Here is a 21,251-nt window from a genome sequence, read left to right as displayed (position 1 = left end):
CAATTACAATATTTCGAATGTGTTTATGATAATCATTATATATGAGAAACCTTAATTAGCTCGTTTCTAAAAAGTATTAATAAACGATGAGTTTGAATGTAGTTTAATTTTTTCTTGCCATTGTGATGGGCTAAATTAGGCATTCATTGAGTGTAATTATTAAATGGGCTAGACTCGAAAATGGATGATATAACACTTGGATGACAAAGGGATTTCGATGAGAAACTTACCAATACCCCATCATCAATTGATCGACATTTGCTCTGAAACTCTTAACTAGCATCAACAAAATCGCCAAAGTAAAAGCATAATCCGTAAGTTAAAGCCATTAATCTGAACAAGACATCGACCCAGTTCAATAAGTGATTTGTAGTTTGAAAAGAGCGCAACGCATAAAGACTAAAATGTTAGTTGTAAAATAACTATCAATTATCGAGGAATATTATGGTTTATCATGAACCACATAAATCACATCGTGCAGGTTGGTTACGCGCAGCAGTGCTTGGCGCAAACGATGGTATTGTTTCAACCGCAAGTCTTATTATTGGGGTGGCAGCCGCTAGCACAACACACCAAGGTGTCATCCTCGCAGGTATTGCCGGATTGGTTGCTGGGGCTATGTCGATGGCTGCTGGTGAGTATGTTTCCGTTAGTTCGCAATCAGACTCGGAGAAAGCAGATCTTGTACTTGAGAAAAATTCATTAGAGCAGAATTATGAATTTGAAAAAAATGAGCTTGCAAAAATATACGAAACTAGAGGTGTTGATCCTATTTTAGCCCAACAAGTTGCAGTGCAATTAATGGCACATGATGCGCTTGGTGCACACGCTAGAGATGAAATAGGGATTACCGTTATTGGCAATGCTAAACCCGTTCAAGCGGCATTTTCGTCTGCAAGTACTTTTACCGTAGGAGCCGCATTGCCATTATTACTTGCTTGGGTCATTCCGGGAGATCAACTTATTCCTGCTGTTGCATTGTCTTCGTTGGTTTTTCTCGCTTTCCTTGGTGGCATAGCTGCATGGGTAGGTGGTGCCCCCATTTCTGTAGGTGCTATCAGGGTGACTTTTTGGGGCGCGCTAGCAATGGCCTTAACGGCTGGAGTGGGAAGTATATTTGGGGTGGTGGCATAGTGCTATGCCTTGGGAATATATAACCTATAACGATACAATTTGAGTTAACAATGTATTAGTCTGTTTTTTGCTAAAACAACCGTGCCTTAAATTATTGATTGAGTTGCTCGCATGGTTATTAGACATTAAGGGTTACATTTGACTATTGCTAAATTGATTATTTGTGATGTAAATAGCGACAAGAGAGGCGATTTCTCTACAAGCCAATGTTCGTGGGCTCAACTATCTAATTGTGATGGATTTGGTGGACAAGCTGGCGGATGGGAGGATTCATCAAGCACTGCGACGATTCTAGGATTCTGGGAGTCTCAACGTCATGTGGGTGAATTCATGAAAAGCATCCATGATGAGATCTTTAAACGTAATAACCAGGAAAGTACCTACAACAGTTGTTCTGTTGATTACTTCGAATTAATTTCAATCATTTCTGGCTCAAATGTAAACTTTTCTCATGGTGGATTATTTAGCATTATCTACTGCTCTGGTGTTACCAACCTTGATAAGTTTACTCGAGATCAAGAGGCTATTTGGAATTCCCCACGGTTACAGCAATCTGGAATGTTAAGCGCTCATATTTGGCGTCATATTACTCTTGAGGATAACTACATGGTCGTATCCCATTGGGAGTCGAAGAATGCCCATGAGCAATACTTGAGGGATATGTCTTTAACATTGAGACCACAAGCATGCCCGTCTGATTACGTAGAAACAATATCCAGCAGCATAGTTGAGCTTGAAACCTTGTGGAGCATTGTTCCAAACAAGCAAATTAGTTGGAAAGTGTAATGCTTTGAGGTTATTTAAATTAAGTGCTTTACCTACAATAACGAGGAAGAAAAATGGAATTAGGTGTATTTGAACGAAGCAGTACCACTGACCCTATCATTAGTGCTACCGCCTATAATTTTGCCATCGGTTTAACCCTCTGCTGGGGCTTTGCAATAAACTGGTTAATGGTGACCAACATTGATCCTCAATCAATTGCAGATATCAATCCGTGGATTTTCTTTATTGGGTACTTCGCTTCATGCTTTTTTGGTATTTATCTTTTTAATAAGTCCAATAATCCACTGGTTAGTTTTATAGGTTACAACTTTGTTGTCATCCCGTTTGGTCTTATTATCAATTTGGTGGTAAGTCGCTACGATGCCTCTATTGTATCTGAGGCTATACGCATCACAGGTCTAGTGACTATTGGTATGATGTGCTTAGGGTCTCTATTTCCCGCTTTTTTCAAAAAAATAGCTGGTGCACTCACCATTGCTCTGTTGCTTGTCATTGTGGTGGAGCTTATTGAAATATACGTATTTGGTATCCACCATGGAATAATTGATTGGATAGTGGTGCTTATTTTCTGCGGATATATTGGCTATGACTGGGGCCGGGCTAATCAAATACCTAAAACAATAGATAATGCTATTGATAGCGCGGCAGCGTTGTACATGGACATCATCAACTTATTTCTTCGTATTTTAAGAATACTTGGGCGCAAGTAAGTTCACTTCGTGATTGTGAAGTAAATAGGGAGAATGTTGTTTATGGGGTTATGGGAGAAAAATAAAGCGTATTATCTTCATTATTAATCTATAAATGCATTTTAGTCGGACTAAAATAATGAATTTGTAAGTCGTTGTAGGCGTCTGTTGTCCTCCCGTTTGTGGTGTGATTAGACGTGATTGAACCCTACATGTTATGGATGAGAATAAATTTACAGCTGACTTTTGGGTCCCTATAAAAATAGCGTTAATTCAGAATGGCCAAAAATACTATGGTACATAAACGATACTTTCTAATCCTTTCAATCATTTTTGGTATTGAATGCTTAGTCATTTCTATATCGCCTTATGATCGAGCCGATTGGGCGCTTGAGAATGTATTAGTTGTCTTATCTGCCATCTTCATTTTTTTTACGTATAAGAAATGTCCATTATCGCGACTCTCTTATAGTTTGATATTTGTATTTATGAGCTTACATGAAATTGGTTCATATTATACTTACTCCAATGTTCCCTATGATGCATTTTTAACATCATATTTTAATTTTAGCCTTAATGAATATATGGGATGGACCCGGAATAATTTTGATCGATTGATTCATTTTGCATACGGTTTTTTGTTGGCATACCCAGTGAGAGATTTGTATTGCCGGATTGCAGGTGTGAAAGGGTTTTGGAGCTATTTAACGCCTTTAAATCTTATTATGGCAACATCCATGCTATATGAACTGGTTGAGTGGGGTGCTGCAGAGGTATTTGGTGGCGAGTTAGGAATGGCATATTTAGGCACACAGGGAGATATTTGGGATGCACATAAAGATATGGCAATGGCAAGTCTTGGCGGCTTTATAGCAATGGTGATTACACTTGTTATTCATTCTCGAATTCAAAAAGACTTTCGAGAACAATGGCGATTAAGTTTAACAGTAAAACATAACAGGGATTAAGCGGGAGAAAGCCTTCGTTTGGAACTTGATTAACAATAGACATGACCAGCAAAGATGAGTGCTGATTAGCATCCGGCCTATTTTTCACATTACTTTAATCGTTGTGCTAAAAACTGCAGGCTATGTTGTTACTCGCAATGTTAGCCCACAATTTTTAGCTCATATATACCCAATACACAGCAAAATACACAATCCTGCATTTCGAGGGCATTTGGTTATTGTTAACAGTAAACCATACCACCATCAATCAGCGGTGCTTGACCCGTCATGTAATCAGAATCTGGACCTGCTAAATATGAAACAAAGTTGGCGACATCCACAGGTGTTTGCGCACGACCAAGTGCAATGCCTTTGACGTATTTCTTATAGGTTTCACCTATTGGTGCGCCAGTAATTTCAGAAAAACGTTTATCAATCTCGACCCACATATCGGTTCCGACCACGCCAGGGCAATAAGCATTGACAGTAATACCTGCGCTAGCATATTCCTGTGCAGCTGCCTGGGTTAACGCGCGCACGGCAAATTTAGTTGCCGAATATGCGCCCAGCAAAGCAAATCCATTATGGCCGGCAATGGAAGAGGCACTGATAATTTTGCCTTTTTGTTTACGTTCGATAAATTTCTTTGCCGCGGCTTGAATGCCCCAAAGGGTTCCGTCTACGTTGATCTTTTGGATTTTATCCATTTCTTCTTGAGTAATATCTGCTATGGCTTGAACTTGCGCAATACCTGCGTTATTCACCATAATATCAAATCCACCTAAGGTTTTTTCTGCATGGTCTATAGCGGCATATACCTGTTTTCGGTCGCTAACATCTGCTTTGAAAGTAGTTGATTTTCGACCCAAGGCTTCTACTTCAAGAGAGACTGCGAGCATTTTGTCTACGTTTAAATCAACGATGGCAATATCTGCTCCATCTTCTGCTAAACGAAGTGCAATGGCACGTCCAATACCCTGACCTGCGCCTGTGACGAGCGCGACTTTTCCTTGTAATGACATATCTGACTCCTTTTTGATAATGAGATAAGGAAGACCTTTACATAGCCTTCCAGATAACGATTGAATGATCAGTCTACAAGGGCGTAGAGCAATAAAATTAGATATAGATCAATTTTAACCAGCATAATGATTAAAAATTAAACATGTTTAATCTCTAAGAATAACCTTTCAACATTAGTGGTGAGTATTTAGGTGTTATGTTGATTTTTATTTTTATATCAGCAGGTTATTGCCGAATTTGAAAAGAATTAATTATCATATTGCTAATAAGAATCAATCTATTGATAAACCCCATCTAGGTTGAATTTGTTAACGCTCACAAGGCTATCGCATTCAATACTGAATAGGATTATGTTATTAAATAGAGGGATGGGTAGCATGTTTATTATAGGTCTCAATCTATAAATAAACCCCGTTCTTGAATAACCATAAAAGGTTATCGCAATGAATGCTGAAAAGGCTATGTTATTGGTTAGACAAGTGGATGGCGTGTTAATTACTATCGATTTTAATGCTTTACCGCTGCCAACAATATCATCAAGTTCATTAGCACATTGACTGGAATCATCAAACCAGGAGATTTAAAATGAAAAATGCAGGAATCATCACTTTTGACACACATACTGAAGCTGAAGAAGCAGTAAAAGAGTTGCAAAAATCAGGTTTCGATATGAAAAAACTATCTATTATTGGTAAAGATTATCACACAGAAGAAGATGTCGTTGGTTATTACAACACTGGTGACCGTGTGATGAAATGGGGTAAATTCGGGGCTTTTTGGGGAGGGTTATTCGGTTTGCTTTTTGGTTCAGCCTTTTTCTTTATTCCCGGACTTGGTCCCATTATGATTGCTGGTCCGTTTGTTTCAACGATCATTGGCGGTCTCGAAGGTGCTGTTATAGTGGGTGGGCTAGATGCATTGGGCGCAGCCCTTTATAGCATCGGCATACCAAAGGACAGTATCATCAAATATGAAACCGCGATAAAGAGTGATAAATTTCTTCTTGTCGTTCATGGTTCTATGGATGAAATAACAAATGCAAAAAGTATTCTAAAGAATATTGGTCATGACTTAGAGGTACATTCCGCATAAACACGCCGGCTATAACTGACAACATTACCTAACAATCGCATACATTTAGGCAGGGAAAAAGTTCGTTACTGGCTTTGTATTTCTGCCTATTCTTTGGATCATAGGGTTAATGCTGATATCTCTCATTATTATCGTTTAAAAGGCGGTCTCGTTAAGGTTTAATATTAACTTAGTATTGATGAGCTCCTGCCAGTCAATTGGCGAGCTTAATGTATTTATCTGCTTACAAGCTAACATCAAACGAATAATATTTTTACCTTGTGACTGTTCACCCAGTAAAGTGAGCTTTCAAACAGTGCAAAGTGCAAAAACGAAAACGTTAGACATAACTAAATGATGAGAATGAGGTAATAATGTTACAACCGGAATGGATAGTACTGTTTTTATTATTAGGCTCTTTTGTCGGTTTCATGGCGGGGCTATTGGGTATCGGTGGTGGTGGCATTTTGGTGCCGATATTAACATCGATATTTCTATTAAATGGCATTGCTATTGATCATGTTGTGCATTTAGCTTTAGGCACATCAATGGCTTGTATGGTAATCACTACTTTTTCAAGTTTCCGTTCTCACAATGCAAAAGGTGCAGTGGTATGGTTGGCTGTTAAAGGGATGGTTTTAGGTATTATTTTAGGGACATTTTCAGCAACGTTTTTAGCCTCATATTTAAGCTCATTATTTCTGGGGATCTTTTTTGCGCTGTTTATGGCATTTGTATCGAGCCAAATGTTTTTAAATAAAAAACCAAAGCCATCAAGAGAACTATCAGGAACCACAGGCTTGTTTGCAGCGGGTTTTGGCATTGGATCAATATCTGCGTTGGTGTCAATTGGCGGTGGCTCTTTAACGGTTCCTTACCTAACATGGCAGAATATTGAAATTAAGAAAGCAATCGGTACTTCTGCCGCTATTGGGCTGCCTATCTCTGTTGCTGGAACGGTTGGTTATTTAATTAATGGTTGGCACTATTCTTCACCTAATGATTACATTTTTGGTTATGTGTATTTACCCGCAGTATTATTAATTTCTATTACCAGTTTTATCACCGCCCCTTACGGCGCACAGTTGGCACATAAATTACCCGTATCAATATTAAAGAAAATATTTGCTGTTCTACTCATTACGCTGAGTATTAAAATGTTGATTTCAATAACATGATTTAGCATTAATAACTTTTGCAGAGATATAACCGGATCGCTGAAAAAATCTAGCTTTTTACAAGGTATTATTTTTAAGGAAATTAATCGTGTATTGTGAAATGCTTACACAAACGGTTGTATGTTAACGGTAAATAATTGGAATAATATTCAGAGGCTTATTGCATATTTGAGGCGATAATCTCGCAATATTTACGCATCAATATAATCCTAGTAGCAAGTTAGTTAAGGGATGTCCAAATCAGAAAGCGATTCACCTCAAGCTCAAGCCAAACTATGTTCCATCTTTGATGGTAGTTACCGTTAACCTTTTACGCGTTTGGGTGAGGGTGTAGCCACCACTTAATACCACTAGTAGGCTACCAAGTAAGGTCATTAAATCGGGCGACTCTCCAAATATAAATATTCCCAAGGCTAACGCAAACAGTAAGCGGGTATAACGAAACGGTGCGATTACCGATACATCGCCCGCGCGCATAGCAATAGTGAGTGCGTTATAAGCTGCAACGCCAAAAATGATAGCGCCGATGATTTGTATTGACGCGGTTGTATTAAGTTGGGCTGGTTCATTTTGATAGATTTGTATTGCTACACCCGCAGGGATGAGGACAAAAAAACCATACACACCAAGCTGCATGTTAGACAATACAGGTGGTGCCGCTCGGGTGGCTAAATCGCGACCCGCAAAACCTAGGGTTGCGATAACCGCTAATAAAGAAGTGGCTTCAAAGCCTTCAAGTCCGGGACGAATGATCATCAGTACGCCGATAAAGCCAACCAATACAGCAAGCCATCTTTTCACCCCTACTTGTTCACCGAACAATAATGCTGCGCCTATCATGGCAATTAATGGTGTTGCCTGCAAAATAGCTGATGCACTTGATAATGGGGTTAAAGTAATCGCCAACGCAAAGGTAAATCGACCCACCACTTCGCAAGTTGCACGAATTAATATAGGAGTAGATAAAATTGCCGGATGGAAAATCTTTTCGCCTTTACGCCAAGTGAGGAGCATAAAAATAAGCATTCCACCTAGGCCAAATAGCGCGAGAATTTGACCCAAAGATGTCGTTTCTGCCGCTGATTTAATGAGCATATCTTCAATGGCAAAGGCTGCCATTGCAGCAACCATATAAAGACTTCCTTTGGTATTTGTCAAAATAACTCCAATAATAGGATGGATTGTTTTTGGCCGATAAGGCTTGTATATAACGGTTGTGATGCTTGAATCGACAAAGTGCATAAAACGAATTTTAGACCTGATTTTATCGTTCAACCATCTGATTACTTCTATTTTTTTATATAAGTAATTTTATTGATATACCAAGTTTTGTCGCCTTGTGGAGTACTGACCACGGCTTCGTCATCGACTTGTTTTTTGAGTAAAGCGCGAGCCATGGGTGAGTCAATTGAGATGTAATCTTTACGTTCGTCGTAAATTTCTTCAGGGCCGACAATTTTAAAGGTTTTTATGTCACCGGTGTCGTTTTCGATTTCAACCGTGGCACCAAAAAACACTTTGCCTTCTTGTTCTGGAGCGTAATAGACTATCTTGAGTTCGGGCAACAGCTTGCGTAGATAGCGTACACGGCGATCAATTTGCCTTAATAAACGCTTGTTGAACTGATAATCGGCATTTTCAGAACGATCACCTAAACCTGCCGCCCAAGTGACAATTTTAGTCACTTCAGGACGCTGTTCTTTCCACAAGTAGTCGTGCTCAATTCTGAGCTTATTGTAGCCTTCTAAAGTGATTAACTTAGTTTTCACGCGGTTTACTCTTAATGTGGTCAAAGAACAGTGAGGTTTTATATTAAGCTGTAATATTAACATCTGTGTTTTAGCACTTCATGCCCGATGATGCATTCTTTTTATCGATTATCTATAAAGACATCATAAAGCCTTTCGTACTAGCAGCGAACTGGTGGTCTTTATGGTATCTTTGGCATAATTTTATTTTAAACCATGTCGAATTCGATTGATTATGCATAATATTGCCCAGATTATCGCTCAAGAACTGAATGTTCGTGAACAACAGGTCACTGCGACCATCGCGCTTTTAGATGATGGTGCAACAGTACCGTTTGTGGCGCGCTACCGTAAAGAAGCCACTGGTGGCTTAGATGATACTCAATTACGTAACTTGTTTTCTCGCTTAGGCTATTTACGAGAGTTACATGATCGTCGCCAAGTGATTTTGTCGAGTATTGAGGCGCAAGGTAAGTTAACGCCTGTGTTATCCCAAGCGATTAATGATGCCGACAGCAAGACCCGCCTTGAAGATTTATACCTGCCATACAAACCAAAGCGTCGTACTAAAGGCCAAATAGCTATCGAAGCCGGTATTGAGCCGCTAGTCGATGCTGTGTTAGCCGATCGCCAAGTCGATATAGATGCTAAGGCTGCTGAGTTTCTTAATCCACAAGCAGGATTTGCTGATGCTAAAGCGGTACTTGATGGAGCTCGTTATATCTTAATGGAACGCTTTGCCGAAGATGCAGAGTTGCTACGTAAAGTACGCCAGCATTTATTACAGCAAGCGGTGCTTGAAAGCCGCATGGTGAAAGGTAAAGAGAAAGAAGGCGCTAAATTCCGCGACTATTTTGAACACAATGAGCTGATGAGCAAAATCCCATCACATCGTGCTTTAGCCATGCTGCGCGGTCGTAACGAAGGCGTGTTAAGCCTGTCAATGAACGCTGATCCCGATACTCAAGCAACAGAAGGCAGTTATTGTGAAGTGATTATTAGCGATCACTTTGCGTTAGCATTAACGAATAGTAGCGTTGATGAATGGTTGAAAACAGTAGTGACCTCGACTTGGCGGATTAAAGTCGCTTTGCAAATGGAAACCGAGTTTATTGCTAAGATGCGTGAACGAGCGGAAGAAGAAGCCATTAGAGTGTTTGCCCGTAATCTGGGTGATTTATTAATGGCGGCTCCTGCTGGTGCTAAAGCGACTATGGGGCTTGATCCTGGTATTCGTACTGGTGTGAAAGTAGCGATTGTAGATAACACTGGCAAACTTGTGGCACACACCACTATTTTCCCCCATGCACCGCAAAACTTGTGGGATAAATCAATCCGCACCTTGAGTAACTTAGTGACGATGCACAAGGTTGAAATTATTGCGATAGGTAATGGTACAGGCTCTCGTGAAACCGACAAACTGACTGGCGAATTAATTGCAGCAGTAAAAGAAACCAACCCGACATTGACTAAAGTGATTGTGAGTGAAGCGGGTGCATCTGTGTATTCTGCCTCTGAGTTTGCTGCTAATGAATTTCCTAACCTTGATGTGTCAATTCGTGGTGCGGTATCGATAGCGCGTCGTTTACAAGACCCGCTGGCAGAGCTGGTAAAAATTGAACCCAAAGCGATTGGCGTAGGCCAATATCAGCATGATGTAAGCCAAAGCCAGTTATCTCAGTCGCTCGATGCCGTCGTTGAAGATTGTGTTAATGCTGTCGGTGTTGATTTAAACATGGCATCGGCACCGTTATTAACGCAAGTGGCAGGGTTAACCAAAACCTTAGCTAAAAATGTAGTTGATTTCCGTGATACCAATGGTCAATTTACTAACCGCAAACAACTATTAAATGTGGCACGTTTAGGGCCTAAAGCTTATGAACAAGCGGCGGGTTTCTTACGTATTCGCAATGGTGATAATCCTTTAGATTCGTCATCTGTTCATCCTGAAGCATATAGTTTAGTTGAGTCGATTGCTGGCGCTAAGCAATTAGCATTAACTGAACTGATTGGTAATAGTGATTTGTTAAAACAGATAAATGCTGCCGATTTTGTTACCGACTCATTTGGTGTACCGACTATTAATGATATTTTGGCCGAGTTAGATAAGCCTGGGCGCGATCCGCGTGGTGAGTTTAAAACGGCGAGTTTTAAAGACGGTATAGAAGAGTTGAAGCACCTTAAAGTCGAGATGATTTTGGAAGGTGTGGTAACCAACGTGACTAATTTTGGAGCCTTTGTTGATGTGGGTGTGCATCAAGATGGTTTAGTGCATATTTCATCGTTAACCGACAAATTTGTCAGCGACCCTCATACAGTGGTAAAAGCGGGCGATGTGGTTAAAGTGAAAGTGATGGAAGTGGATATTGAGCGTCGTCGTATTGCATTAAGCATGCGTCTTGATGAAAAAATAGATACTGAAAAAGCGACCAGACAGTCACAAGGTAAACCACAAAATAGTTACCAGAAAAAGCCTACTGCAGGTAAATCTTCAGCCAATACCAAAAGTGTGGCTCATAATAAACCAGCCAATAAGCCTGTTAAAGCACCACAAAATGCCGCAATGGGTAATGCGTTTGCTGATGCTTTTGCTAAGTTCAAAAAATAATAAAAATTAGAGTGTGGTAAAACACATGTTCTAATTTGTTGATTAAAAGGCCCTTACACTAATATGTGAGGGCCTTTTTTGTAGTTAACTTTTATATTTTGAAACTTAATAAAGCCTCACAGTAATAATTCAGTTTTTATTCAGTAAATCTTCAGTGTTTTGGTTGAATATCAGCGCCAGTCGAGTTTATTGCGAGTGGCAAAATTGAAATTACTACTGAAAACATTATCCAGTTTCACCCCCAAAAGCATCAGTTACGAGGCAATGACCTGCATTATCGCTGTCTATTTTGGCTTGGTATTAAATTTTCCGTTAATCCGTAAAATCTATCAATTATCAGCAGACGGTCATGTGTTATTTTCTTTGTCACCAGCCCTATTGCTGAGTGGTTGCTTTATGGTGATATTCAGTTTATTTGCTTTTCGTTTCGTATTTAAGCCATTGATGATTCTATTGCTACTGACATCGTCAGCGGCAATGTATGCCATGTTGAAATATAATGTCATGTTCGATTACGGCATGATTGAGAATATATTTGAGACAAATTCTGGAGAAGCTATTTCATACATAAGCTTGTCTTCAATTGGTTATATTTTCATTTTTGGCGTATTGCCTTCTGTATGGTTGTATCGCACCAAATTAACGAGTTCTCCTTCGTTCACTAAAGCGCTGTTTCGTCGTGTTGGCTTTGTGCTTGTTGGTTTAGCGATTGTGGGTGCAATGGTGCTGTTTTTTTACAAGGACTATGCATCAGTGGGTCGCAACAATAAGTACCTAAATAAGATGATTATTCCTGCACACATTTACAATACGGTTAAATACTTAAATCGACGTTACTTTACTGAAAAATTAACCTTTAATCCTATTGGTCAAGATGCACAGTTGACCGTAAATATGAATGACAAGCCAACATTAATGGTAGTTGTTGTAGGCGAAACGGCTCGAGCACAAGATATGGCTTATAACGGTTATCAACGTAATACCAACCCCTATACAGAAAACCTAGGCATGATTGCCTTACAAAATGTGTCGTCTTGTGGCACCGCTACAGCACATTCGTTACCGTGTATGTTCTCAAGTTTAACTCATGATAATTACAATCGTGAAGCTGCCGATGCACAAAATAACGTACTTGATGTGATTAAAGCAGCTGGTGTAGATGTGACATGGTTTGAAAATGATGGTGGTGATAAAGACGTTGGATCCCGCATTAATAAGATTGATATTTCGCCGAGTGAGCCAAATCCATTGTGTGATGGCTTAAGTTGTTACGACGAGATTTTAGTCGAAAAGCTCAGCCAAAAATTACAACAAGTAAGTGAAGCAAGTGCACTGTCGGGAAAAAGTTTAGAAAATGAATTTATCGCTTTACATACTATTGGTAGCCACGGACCGACTTATTGGCAACGTTATCCCGCAGATAAAGCGCTGTTTGGCCCAGCTTGTCGTCGCAGTGACATTGAAAATTGTAGCGACCAAGAAATTGTCAATGTATACGACAATACTATTGCCTATACCGACTTTGTATTAGCCAAAACCATCAATGTGCTTAAGGAGTATCAAGACAAGTATAACGTCGCGCTGGTGTATTTATCTGACCATGGTGAATCGTTGGGTGAAAGTGGAATGTATTTACACGGCACCCCTTATAGCATTGCGCCGAGCCAACAAACTCATGTGCCATGGTTGATGTGGTTACCGCAAGATTTTACAGAAGCAAAAGCGGTTGATCGTAAATGTATTGTGGATCATGCAATGAATGGTGAATATTCCCATGACAACTTGTTCCATACATTGCTAGGGCTTTACGGTGTGAGCACTTCGGTGCGCGACCCTAAGTTAGATATCACCACCGATTGTAAAATTAGCTAGGGATACACCGATGACAATTTCAGTTTCATCTTCTACATCAGATGATAATGTTACAAAGAATACGGCAAAGAACGCGACAGCTAAGCAGCCAAAAGTTGTGGTGAAACGTCATGGCATTATGCGCTTGCTGTATACCTGTAAACATTCCTTTAATGGGCTAAAGTGGATGTGCAGTAATGAAGCAGCGTTTCAACAAGAGTTATTGTTGTTTATACCGTTAACGGTATTTGCCTGTATGGCAAATATTAGCGCGCCGCAATCGGCTCTGTTAGTACTGGCATTACTATTTGTATTGTTTGCCGAACTGGTTAACACTGCAATTGAGGTGGTAGTTGACCGTATTGGTCTTGAGTTTCATACCATGTCTGGTTTAGCCAAAGATATAGCTTCGGCGTTTGTGTTTGTCAGTATGTTGATGGCAGCGATTGTTTGGTGGGTTATTTTGTGGGCATAATCTATGTGCTCACATCATAGGGAATAACATTAAGTTCTCTCCATTTAGGCGGCAATTGTGATATGGATATAGGCATCATTATGATAAAGGACACTCAATGAAAGTGTTGTTAATTGAAGACTCTGAAGCACTGCGTCGCGGCATTAGAGTGGGGTTAGATCATTTAGGTTATACCGTTGATGAAACTGGCGATGGTTCTGAAGGGTTAAGCATGGCGCTAACTAATCAGTATGACTTTATTATTTTAGATTTAATGCTGCCTAATGTTGATGGGATCAGTTTGCTTAAGAGTATTCGTAAGCTAGGCAATCAAGCTAAAGTCATTATTTTGTCCGCTAAATCTCAAGCAGAAGATCGGGTTAATGGCTTGTTATCGGGTGCTGATGATTATTTGTGCAAACCATTTTCATTTGATGAGTTACAAGCAAGGTTAATTACCCTTGGCCGTCGTGGCGGCTTGAATCAACACGTTAAATCGATTTGTATTGCTGACTTTGTCCTCGATACCAGTAATAAGTCACTTCATGCTAATGGCCATAATATCGATTTGACTAAAAACGAATTTAAAATCGTCGAATATTTATTTAATAATCCTAAGCAAATACTCAACCCTGAGCAAATTAGTGAAGCGGTAGTGGGGTCATTTAACCATTTATCGAAAAATACCATCGAGGCTCATTTATCGTCAGTACGTAAAAAAGCCAAAGCGGTTGGCGCGACGTTACCGATTAAAAATAAACGTGGTTTTGGCTATTTTGTGGGTGAACATTAATGAGGTCGTTAACAACTAATTTAGTCAATACTATGACCTATGTGGTATCAGCTATTTTAATTATAGTTTTTCTTGCTATTGATATCAGCATTGATAACTGGGTTGATGCTGAATTTGATAGCGCATTAACTGATAAGTCTAACTATCTTAAAACATTGGTTAAAGTAACACCGCAAGGCACCGAGTTTGATTTTTCTGGCGAATTTATGCCTGAATTTGGTATTTCAACCAAAGCGAGTTTTTTCCAGTTATGGCAAGGCTCGAACGTGTTTGAACGCTCCGAATCGTTACGTGCTTTTGCGGGGGTAGATTTACTTAAAAAAGACATACCAGTTAATAGTACCTTTTTTGCCGATGTGGTGTTACCCGATGGGCGAGATGGTCGGGCGATGGTGTCGTATTTTGAGCCGCAAGTACCGAAAGTTAATCGTTCAATAATGGGTAAAGTTGAACCCATGTGGTTAACAATAGCCATTACTACTGAAGATTTGTCGCAAATATTAGTGATCATTGATTCTAGTCTAGCCATTGGTTTACTGCTGGTGATTGTGTTGATCCGTTGGGCTGTAGTGAAGGTTATTCATCGTGGTTTGACGCCATTAAACGACCTTAATATGTCGCTAAAAAATGTCGATGTCACCCAAAAACACATCCCTTTGTCTACCGATTCAGAACGTTACCTTGAAATAGAACCTATTCGTAATGAGCTCAATAAGTTTGTCAAAATTAGCCAGCAATACTTACAAACAGAAAAACGTATTACTGCCGATATTGCTCATGAGCTGAAAACACCTATCAGTGAGTTGATTAGTTTGAGTGAAATTTATATTCGATATCCGGATGATCAGCGTATTGGTGCAAGTTATAAACAAGATGTATTGAGTATTAGTTTACGGATGAAGACCATTGTCAATAATCTATTATTATTGCAGCAAGCCTCGTCTGAAAATATTAGCCTGCATCGTCAACATATCAATATTAATACCTTAGTGAATCAAGTTATTGAAGAGTTAGCATTTAAGTATTCGACTATTCATTCTCGTTTGAATATCAATAACCAAGCATCGGATCTTAGTTGTATTGCTGATGAGTTTTCTTTGCACCTTATTTTAAGCAATTTATTCGACAATGCACTGTATTACAGTCCACCACAATCTGTGATTCAAATACGATTAGCCACAGATTATCAAGGGTTAAAGATCAGTGTTGAAAACCAATTAGTGACCAGCATAAACGTTAATGATCTAGAAAAACTCACGTTACCGTTATTTCAAGCTGAACAGTCGCGCTCAAATAGTGATCGCCATGGATTGGGGTTAGCCATTGTTGAAAATATTGCCAAAGTAAATGGTTTTGAATTTGGCTTTGAGTTGGTACCTACAGATAAAATAATGTTTAGTCTGCAAATTCCAATAGCAGTAGACAGTTAGATTTAATTATTTGAATGTCGATCACATAGAAGTGATAAACCATTGACGTAATTTGTTAGTAAAACGTTAATATAAGTCTGTTGTTGCTGAACTTTGATCATTAATCAGGGTCTTATGCTCGGATAGCATTTGGTGTACAAGGCCTTGCTTATTATGTGTGCTATCTAATGTGCTAATACTAGTCTGTTGATAAATATATGGATATACATTTTAGTTTGATTGGATTGATCAAATAGTAAAGACAATATTTTTTAACGTAACTCCACCTTAAGATATGAGCATTAATCTGTTGTAAATAACAGAAATATTACGTTCGGCATAACTTGTTGAATATGTGTTAATTCATACTAAAAATAATAATGATATTGGAGCGGTAAATGGCTGTAAATTCCTTTAGGCATAACGTAGGTTCTTCGTTGCCATCAAGATCGCACACTTCACGAAGTTTACTCCAGGTCATCATTATATTCAGTGTTATATCATTGATTATATTGACTGTGAGCCGTTTAGGTTTGTCCTTATGGCAGGCAGATCGTGTTAGTGATGCTCAAGGTTGGGGTTATATCTTCCTGCAAGGATTACGCGTTGATTTTGCTTCAGTTTGTTGGTTATGGGGCATTGCAGCGTTAGGTACTGTAGTATTTTCGGGCGAGCATTTAGTGGGCCGTGCTTGGCTAATAATATTGCGAGTATGGTTAACTCTGGGGTTGTGGGTGATTATTTTTCTTGAGGCATCATCTCCCTCATTTATAGCCGAATATGGTTTTAGGCCTAACCGTTTATACGTTGAATATTTAGTTTATCCCAAAGAAGTACTGTCGATGTTATGGGCTGGGCGCAAAGCCGAGCTTATCCTTTCTGCGTTTATCACTATTGGTAGTTTATGGGGTGGCTGGTGGCTTAGCGGTAAGCTTACTCAGAATATTCGTTATCCAAAATGGTATTGGCGTCCTGTATTGGGCGTTATCATCATTGCTATTACCATTTTGGGTGCACGTTCATCGTTAGGCCATAGACCACTGAACCCTTCATTGGTGGCATTTTCTGATGATCCTTTAATTAATTCTTTAGTGCTTAACTCCTCATTCTCATTAATTTTTGCGATTAAGCAGATGGGAAATGAAGAAGATGCATCGAAAGTGTATGGCAAGCTAGCCGATGATAAAGTCATTGATATTGTTCGCCGTGAAAGTGGTCGGCCGCTGAGTGCATTTACCTCATCGACCATACCGACGTTGTCATTTAATCAAGCCAGTTATAGCGGTAAACCAAAGAACCTTGTCATTATTTTACAAGAAAGCTTAGGTGCGCGTTTTGTCGGGAGTTTAGGTGGTTTACCATTAACACCCAATATTGATGAGTTATCTAAACAAGGATGGTTTTTTGAAAATTTATACGCTACTGGTACGCGTTCTGTAAGAGGTATTGAGGCGGTGACAACGGGTTTTACACCTACGCCAGCACGTGCCGTAGTGAAACTAGGTAAGAGCCAAACAGGTTTCTTTACCATTGCTGATTTATTAAAACAACATGGTTATACCACGCAGTTTATTTATGGTGGTGAAAGTCATTTTGATAATATGCGCAGCTTCTTTTTAGGCAATGGATTTACCGATATTGTTGATCAAGGCGACTACAAAGACCCCGCGTTTGTGGCGTCTTGGGGTGTGTCTGATGAGGATTTATTGTTTAGAGCAGATGAAGAATTTTCGCGGATGCACAAAGAAGGTAAGCCATTCTTTAGTTTAGTGTTTAGCTCAAGTAACCATGATCCATATGAGTTTCCTGATGACCGTATTGAGCTATATGAGCAGCCACAATATACCATGCATAATGCAGTAAAATATGCCGACTATGCCGTTGGTGAGTTTTTCAAGAAAGCCAAAAAATCAGACTATTGGAAAGACACTCTATTTTTGATTGTTGCCGATCATGACAGCCGTGTTGGTGGTGCTGCGCTAGTTCCTGTATCTCGTTTCCGTATCCCTGGGCTTATTTTAGGTGATGGGATTGATGCGAAGCGTGACCCACGTGTTGTCAGCCAAATTGATATGTCGCCGACGTTAATTTCGTTATTGGGTATTTCGGATAGCTATCCAATGTTAGGTCGTGATTTAACCAAAATGCCAGATTCTTGGCCTGGTAGAGCGATGATGCAATACGATAAAAACTTTGGTTTGCTAGAGGGAAATAAGATGACTATTTTGCAGCCTGAATTACCTGCCGAAAGTTGCAATTATGACTTTGCTACCGAGAAATTAACACCGACGACATTGGATGAAACACAAGCGGAAACGGCCTTAGGTTGGGCATTGTGGGGTAGCTTAGCTTACAATAAAATGTTGTATCGCTCGGCTAATACAGTGGTTAAACCGACCATTGCTGATATTACTGCAATCGAAGCATCACGCTAGTATTTTTAGTTGCGATTGATTGTCGGGAACGGATTGTTGTTGATAAAATTGACCAATTCGTTGGCCAAATTGTTGATAGATAGCACTTGATTCACCAGCGTCTAATGATTGGCGTTGACGAGGCTCTGGTGTCGTTTTAGCGGTGGCTACTTGGGTTTTTAGTTGAATATCTTTACGTTGCAGTGCGGGTGTCTGGCTGGCCAAGATTTTTATCACTTGAGGCCGAATTGCAGGCGAGGCAATGACTTTAGATTCTAACGATTGTTGAGTGGTACTTTGCTGTTGTCGTTTAGCTTGTTCTTGCTGCTGCTTTTTTTCTGCAACGATATAAGTCGAAGCGCGTTCATTTTGTGGATTTAATGAACGTTCTTGATGACCTTTTGCGGGTTCTTGTGGCGGAATAATCGGTGGTTTTTGTTGGTTGTCCACTCGAGCAAGATCCGTCGCAACATTTGAAGTTGCTAGCGGTATTTGCGGATAATGAGTGGTAATTATCATGTGGACTCTGCCAATTCCAAGCCTTGGCTAAATTATAGTCAATATCTATCCAAGTCTAAAGTCTTATTCAGTTATTTTTAGCAGTATTTTATGATCCAAGGTAACAAACGATCTAAAAACTCCTCTGGATGCGAAATAAACGGTGCATGTGATGCTTTATTTATCACCATATCTTCAATGTTGTCGCGGCTAGGTAATGACGTGATAATTTTTCTTGGAACCAAACCATCTAATTTCCCCCAAATTCGTAACCATGGCTGCTGTATTTGAGTGACCGAGGCGCGTAAATCAACCTGCGCTAACATATCTAACCCTTGGGATAGCCCTTGTTGTGTCGGTAATGGTTTACTTAATACTAAGCTTTTTATGTGTTGAATATCTGATTTTGCATTATCACTGCCCATAGCTTGAATGGCTAAAAAACGTTCAACAGTTCGAGGTAAATCACGACTTAATTGGCTGGAAAATTGTGCTAGCACCTCAGGCTGGATACCTGGCCAAGATGGTGTTGAGTAGCCTTTTTCGTGAGTCATAACACTTTCGCGGGCCATAAAACAAGGTGATGAGGCAATAGTGACTAATGCAGCCACAGACTCAGGGTAATCGATGGCCACTTGGCTCGCTATTAATCCTCCCAACGACCAACCAACCCAAATAGCCTGCTGTGGCAGTTGTGTAGCAAGTGCCTGTGTCCACTGTTTAATATCACCATCGATATTGGGACTTAAGCCAAAACCCGGCAAATCAACATAATGCACTCTATACTGGTGCAATGCGTTTTGTAATGGACTGAATACTTGGTTATTCACCCCCCAACCGTGTAATAACACTATATCTTGGCCTTGTGAGCCTACGGTATCAATATGCAATGCAGGAAAACTCACAGTTAACACCTCTTTTGAGTCTATTTAATGGAATGAATAGCCAATGCCGTTAATCAATATTTCAATCGACATTACCCATATATTAGCGTTATGCGTCAAACGCGTTCAGCGTGTCAGGGTAATTTTACTAGGCAGTTTACCCAACCGTTGCCTGCTGTGCCAGCAAAGGATAGATCAAACGGGATATCAACAATTGTTTCCTAATCAAGTGCTCACAGGTGTTTGCCAAGTGTGTTTAGCGACGAGTTTGTATCAGCACGAAGTGTGCTTAGGTTGTGGTCGCGAAATAGCTCTGCTGCAGACTTATTGTGGCAAGTGTTTGAAACAAGAGCCCAATTGGGTGGTTGCACCTTGTAGCTATCACCAAGGATTAGGGCCTCTTATTGCCGCGATTAAATACCAGCAACAATGCGCACCGCTCAAAGCAATAGCTCAACAATTAGCTTGCCGAATAGCATTATTAGTTAAACATGGCATTATTAAACGGCCACAAGTGTTAATTCCAGTACCTTTGCATCCAAACCGTTTACGGCAACGAGGTTTTAACCAAGCTTGGTTAATTGCAAAGGAACTCAGTTTATTAATGGATATTCCTGTTGACGACACTTGTTTAATCCGAGTGATTGATACAGCACCACAAACAGGATTAGCGGGTAAACGGAGACGCAAAAACTGTCATGATGCATTCAAATTACAACAAAAAACGGCATATCAGCGTATTGCTCTGATTGATGATGTCGTTACTACTGGGACGACTGTAAATGAAATTGCTCAATTATTTAAGCCGCAATTTGTCCATGTGCAAACTTGGTGCCTAGCTCGTGCAGAGGCGCCGGGATTGTTAGATTAAAGCAATTTGAGTATAGATTGACCTAGGTTGCGGTTAGATTAATTTAATTTGAGTAATAACAAGTTTTTTTATAAATAAAAACAATTAATTAATATGTCTTGTAACTCTTGGTATATGGCGTATTGCGGTTTCTTTAGGGTTAAAAAAAGTTGAACTAGATCATTTTTTCGAAATCTAGGCTTCCCTAGACTACAAAGCAAATGCAACACAGAGTATCATAGGCCTAATTCTTACTAAATTACTCAGGTATACCCTGACGGAGCAGGTTTTTATGATCACCATTACCGATACAGCTCAGGCCCATTTCGTCAAATTATTGGCCGACCAACCTGAAGGCACTCACATTCGTGTTTTTGTTATCAGCCCTGGTACAGCGCAAGCAGAATGCGGTGTGTCTTATTGTCCACCTGATGCGGTTGAAGCTGATGATACTGAATTACCTTTTAATGGTTTCAGTGCCATGGTTGATGAAAAAAGCGCACCTTTTTTAGATGACGCCAGCATTGATTTTGTTACCGATCAGCTTGGTTCGCAGTTAACCTTAAAAGCACCAAATGCAAAAATGCGTAAAGTTGGTGCTGATGCTCCATTAGTTGAACGCATTGAGTATGTTATTCAGTCTGAAATTAATCCACAACTTGCCAGCCATGGCGGTAATATTATGTTGGTAGAAATTACCGAAGATGGTGTTGCGGTATTGCAGTTTGGTGGTGGTTGTAACGGTTGCTCTCAAGTTGATATCACCTTAAAAGATGGTATCGAAAAACAACTATTAGATATGTTCCCTACGGAATTAACTGGCGTTCGTGATGTAACAGAACATCAGCATGGCGAACATTCTTACGCTTAATCGCGTGATGAATTACTGCTAATAAACGAAAACGCGACCTTAT

At 39.8% G+C, this 21,251-nt stretch carries 19 protein-coding genes; 14 read left to right on the top strand and 5 right to left on the bottom strand.

The window, feature by feature from the left end:
• Nucleotides 1-444: 444 nt before the first annotated feature.
• The 4 genes from FCN25_RS08470 (at nt 445) to FCN25_RS08455 (ending at nt 3,577) form a co-directional block, all read left to right on the top strand.
• On the top strand, nt 445-1,134 hold the full coding sequence (locus FCN25_RS08470; protein ID WP_137223769.1) for a VIT family protein: 690 nt from the start codon (nt 445-447) through the stop codon (nt 1,132-1,134).
• 138 nt (nt 1,135-1,272) lie between these two features.
• Entirely contained in the window at nt 1,273-1,920 is a 648-nt protein-coding gene (locus FCN25_RS08465; protein ID WP_137223768.1) for a YdbC family protein, read from the top strand.
• Nucleotides 1,921-1,973: 53 nt separating this feature from the next.
• Nucleotides 1,974-2,630 carry a Bax inhibitor-1 family protein gene (locus FCN25_RS08460; RefSeq protein ID WP_137223767.1) on the top strand — a complete coding sequence of 219 codons (657 nt, stop codon included), beginning with the start codon at nt 1,974-1,976 and terminating at the stop codon, nt 2,628-2,630.
• A 257-nt stretch (nt 2,631-2,887) separates the two neighbouring features.
• Entirely contained in the window at nt 2,888-3,577 is a 690-nt protein-coding gene (locus FCN25_RS08455) for a DUF2238 domain-containing protein (protein WP_137223766.1), read from the top strand.
• A gap of 221 nt (nt 3,578-3,798) precedes the next feature.
• On the opposite strand, the gene FCN25_RS08450 is transcribed toward FCN25_RS08455, so the two are convergent.
• Entirely contained in the window at nt 3,799-4,578 is a 780-nt protein-coding gene (locus tag FCN25_RS08450) for an acetoin reductase (protein ID WP_137223765.1), read from the bottom strand.
• A gap of 586 nt (nt 4,579-5,164) precedes the next feature.
• Between FCN25_RS08450 and FCN25_RS08445 the strand changes: the two genes are divergently transcribed.
• Both FCN25_RS08445 and FCN25_RS08440 read left to right on the top strand, forming a co-directional pair.
• Complete coding sequence (locus FCN25_RS08445) at nt 5,165-5,671, top strand: general stress protein (RefSeq protein WP_137223764.1); 507 nt, start codon at nt 5,165-5,167, stop codon at nt 5,669-5,671.
• A gap of 353 nt (nt 5,672-6,024) precedes the next feature.
• On the top strand, nt 6,025-6,828 hold the full coding sequence (locus FCN25_RS08440; RefSeq protein WP_137223762.1) for a sulfite exporter TauE/SafE family protein: 804 nt from the start codon (nt 6,025-6,027) through the stop codon (nt 6,826-6,828).
• Between the two features lie 273 nt (nt 6,829-7,101).
• On the opposite strand, the gene FCN25_RS08435 is transcribed toward FCN25_RS08440, so the two are convergent.
• Complete coding sequence (locus FCN25_RS08435) at nt 7,102-7,986, bottom strand: DMT family transporter (protein WP_254693741.1); 885 nt, start codon at nt 7,984-7,986, stop codon at nt 7,102-7,104.
• 131 nt (nt 7,987-8,117) lie between these two features.
• The gene (gene greB, locus FCN25_RS08430; RefSeq protein WP_137223760.1) at nt 8,118-8,597 is read right to left on the bottom strand and encodes a transcription elongation factor GreB; all 480 of its coding nucleotides are present in this window, start codon (nt 8,595-8,597) and stop codon (nt 8,118-8,120) included.
• Nucleotides 8,598-8,811: 214 nt separating this feature from the next.
• On the opposite strand from greB, the gene FCN25_RS08425 reads away from it, so the two are divergent.
• From FCN25_RS08425 to FCN25_RS08400, 6 genes are all read left to right on the top strand, one after another.
• A complete protein-coding gene (locus tag FCN25_RS08425) occupies nt 8,812-11,184 on the top strand; it encodes a Tex family protein (protein ID WP_137223758.1) in 2,373 nt (790 codons plus the stop codon).
• A 204-nt stretch (nt 11,185-11,388) separates the two neighbouring features.
• A complete protein-coding gene (locus FCN25_RS08420; RefSeq protein WP_254693740.1) occupies nt 11,389-13,056 on the top strand; it encodes a phosphoethanolamine transferase in 1,668 nt (555 codons plus the stop codon).
• 10 nt (nt 13,057-13,066) lie between these two features.
• On the top strand, nt 13,067-13,510 hold the full coding sequence (locus FCN25_RS08415) for a diacylglycerol kinase (RefSeq protein WP_254693739.1): 444 nt from the start codon (nt 13,067-13,069) through the stop codon (nt 13,508-13,510).
• Nucleotides 13,511-13,607: 97 nt separating this feature from the next.
• On the top strand, nt 13,608-14,282 hold the full coding sequence (locus tag FCN25_RS08410; protein WP_137223756.1) for a response regulator transcription factor: 675 nt from the start codon (nt 13,608-13,610) through the stop codon (nt 14,280-14,282).
• Nucleotides 14,282-15,712, top strand: a complete 1,431-nt coding sequence (locus FCN25_RS08405; RefSeq protein ID WP_137223754.1) for an ATP-binding protein — start codon at nt 14,282-14,284, stop codon at nt 15,710-15,712. The genes FCN25_RS08410 and FCN25_RS08405 overlap by 1 nt, the downstream gene beginning before the upstream one ends.
• Nucleotides 15,713-16,089: 377 nt before the next feature.
• Nucleotides 16,090-18,126 carry an LTA synthase family protein gene (locus FCN25_RS08400; RefSeq protein ID WP_254693738.1) on the top strand — a complete coding sequence of 679 codons (2,037 nt, stop codon included), beginning with the start codon at nt 16,090-16,092 and terminating at the stop codon, nt 18,124-18,126.
• Here the strand turns inward: FCN25_RS08400 and FCN25_RS08395 are convergent.
• Together FCN25_RS08395 and bioH are read right to left on the bottom strand one after the other, a co-directional pair.
• The gene (locus tag FCN25_RS08395; RefSeq protein WP_137223752.1) at nt 18,118-18,624 is read right to left on the bottom strand and encodes a hypothetical protein; all 507 of its coding nucleotides are present in this window, start codon (nt 18,622-18,624) and stop codon (nt 18,118-18,120) included. The two genes, FCN25_RS08400 and FCN25_RS08395, sit on opposite strands and share 9 nt — an antisense overlap.
• Nucleotides 18,625-18,701: 77 nt before the next feature.
• Entirely contained in the window at nt 18,702-19,508 is an 807-nt protein-coding gene (bioH, locus tag FCN25_RS08390; RefSeq protein ID WP_137223750.1) for a pimeloyl-ACP methyl ester esterase BioH, read from the bottom strand.
• 43 nt (nt 19,509-19,551) lie between these two features.
• Between bioH and FCN25_RS08385 the strand changes: the two genes are divergently transcribed.
• Both FCN25_RS08385 and nfuA read left to right on the top strand, forming a co-directional pair.
• Nucleotides 19,552-20,358 (top strand): ComF family protein, encoded by an 807-nt coding sequence (locus tag FCN25_RS08385; RefSeq protein WP_137223748.1) that lies wholly within the window; start codon nt 19,552-19,554, stop codon nt 20,356-20,358.
• A gap of 271 nt (nt 20,359-20,629) precedes the next feature.
• Nucleotides 20,630-21,208, top strand: coding sequence for a Fe-S biogenesis protein NfuA (gene nfuA / locus FCN25_RS08380; protein ID WP_137223746.1), 579 nt, complete (start codon nt 20,630-20,632; stop codon nt 21,206-21,208).
• The last annotated feature ends 43 nt before the right edge of the window (nt 21,209-21,251 follow it).

The organism is Shewanella sp. MEBiC00475 (genome assembly GCF_005234075.1).
In the GTDB taxonomy this organism is placed as follows: Bacteria; Pseudomonadota; Gammaproteobacteria; order Enterobacterales; family Shewanellaceae; genus Shewanella; species Shewanella polaris.
The sequence above is the reverse complement of the archived record's forward strand: the minus strand, read 5'-3'. Positions and strand labels throughout refer to the sequence as shown.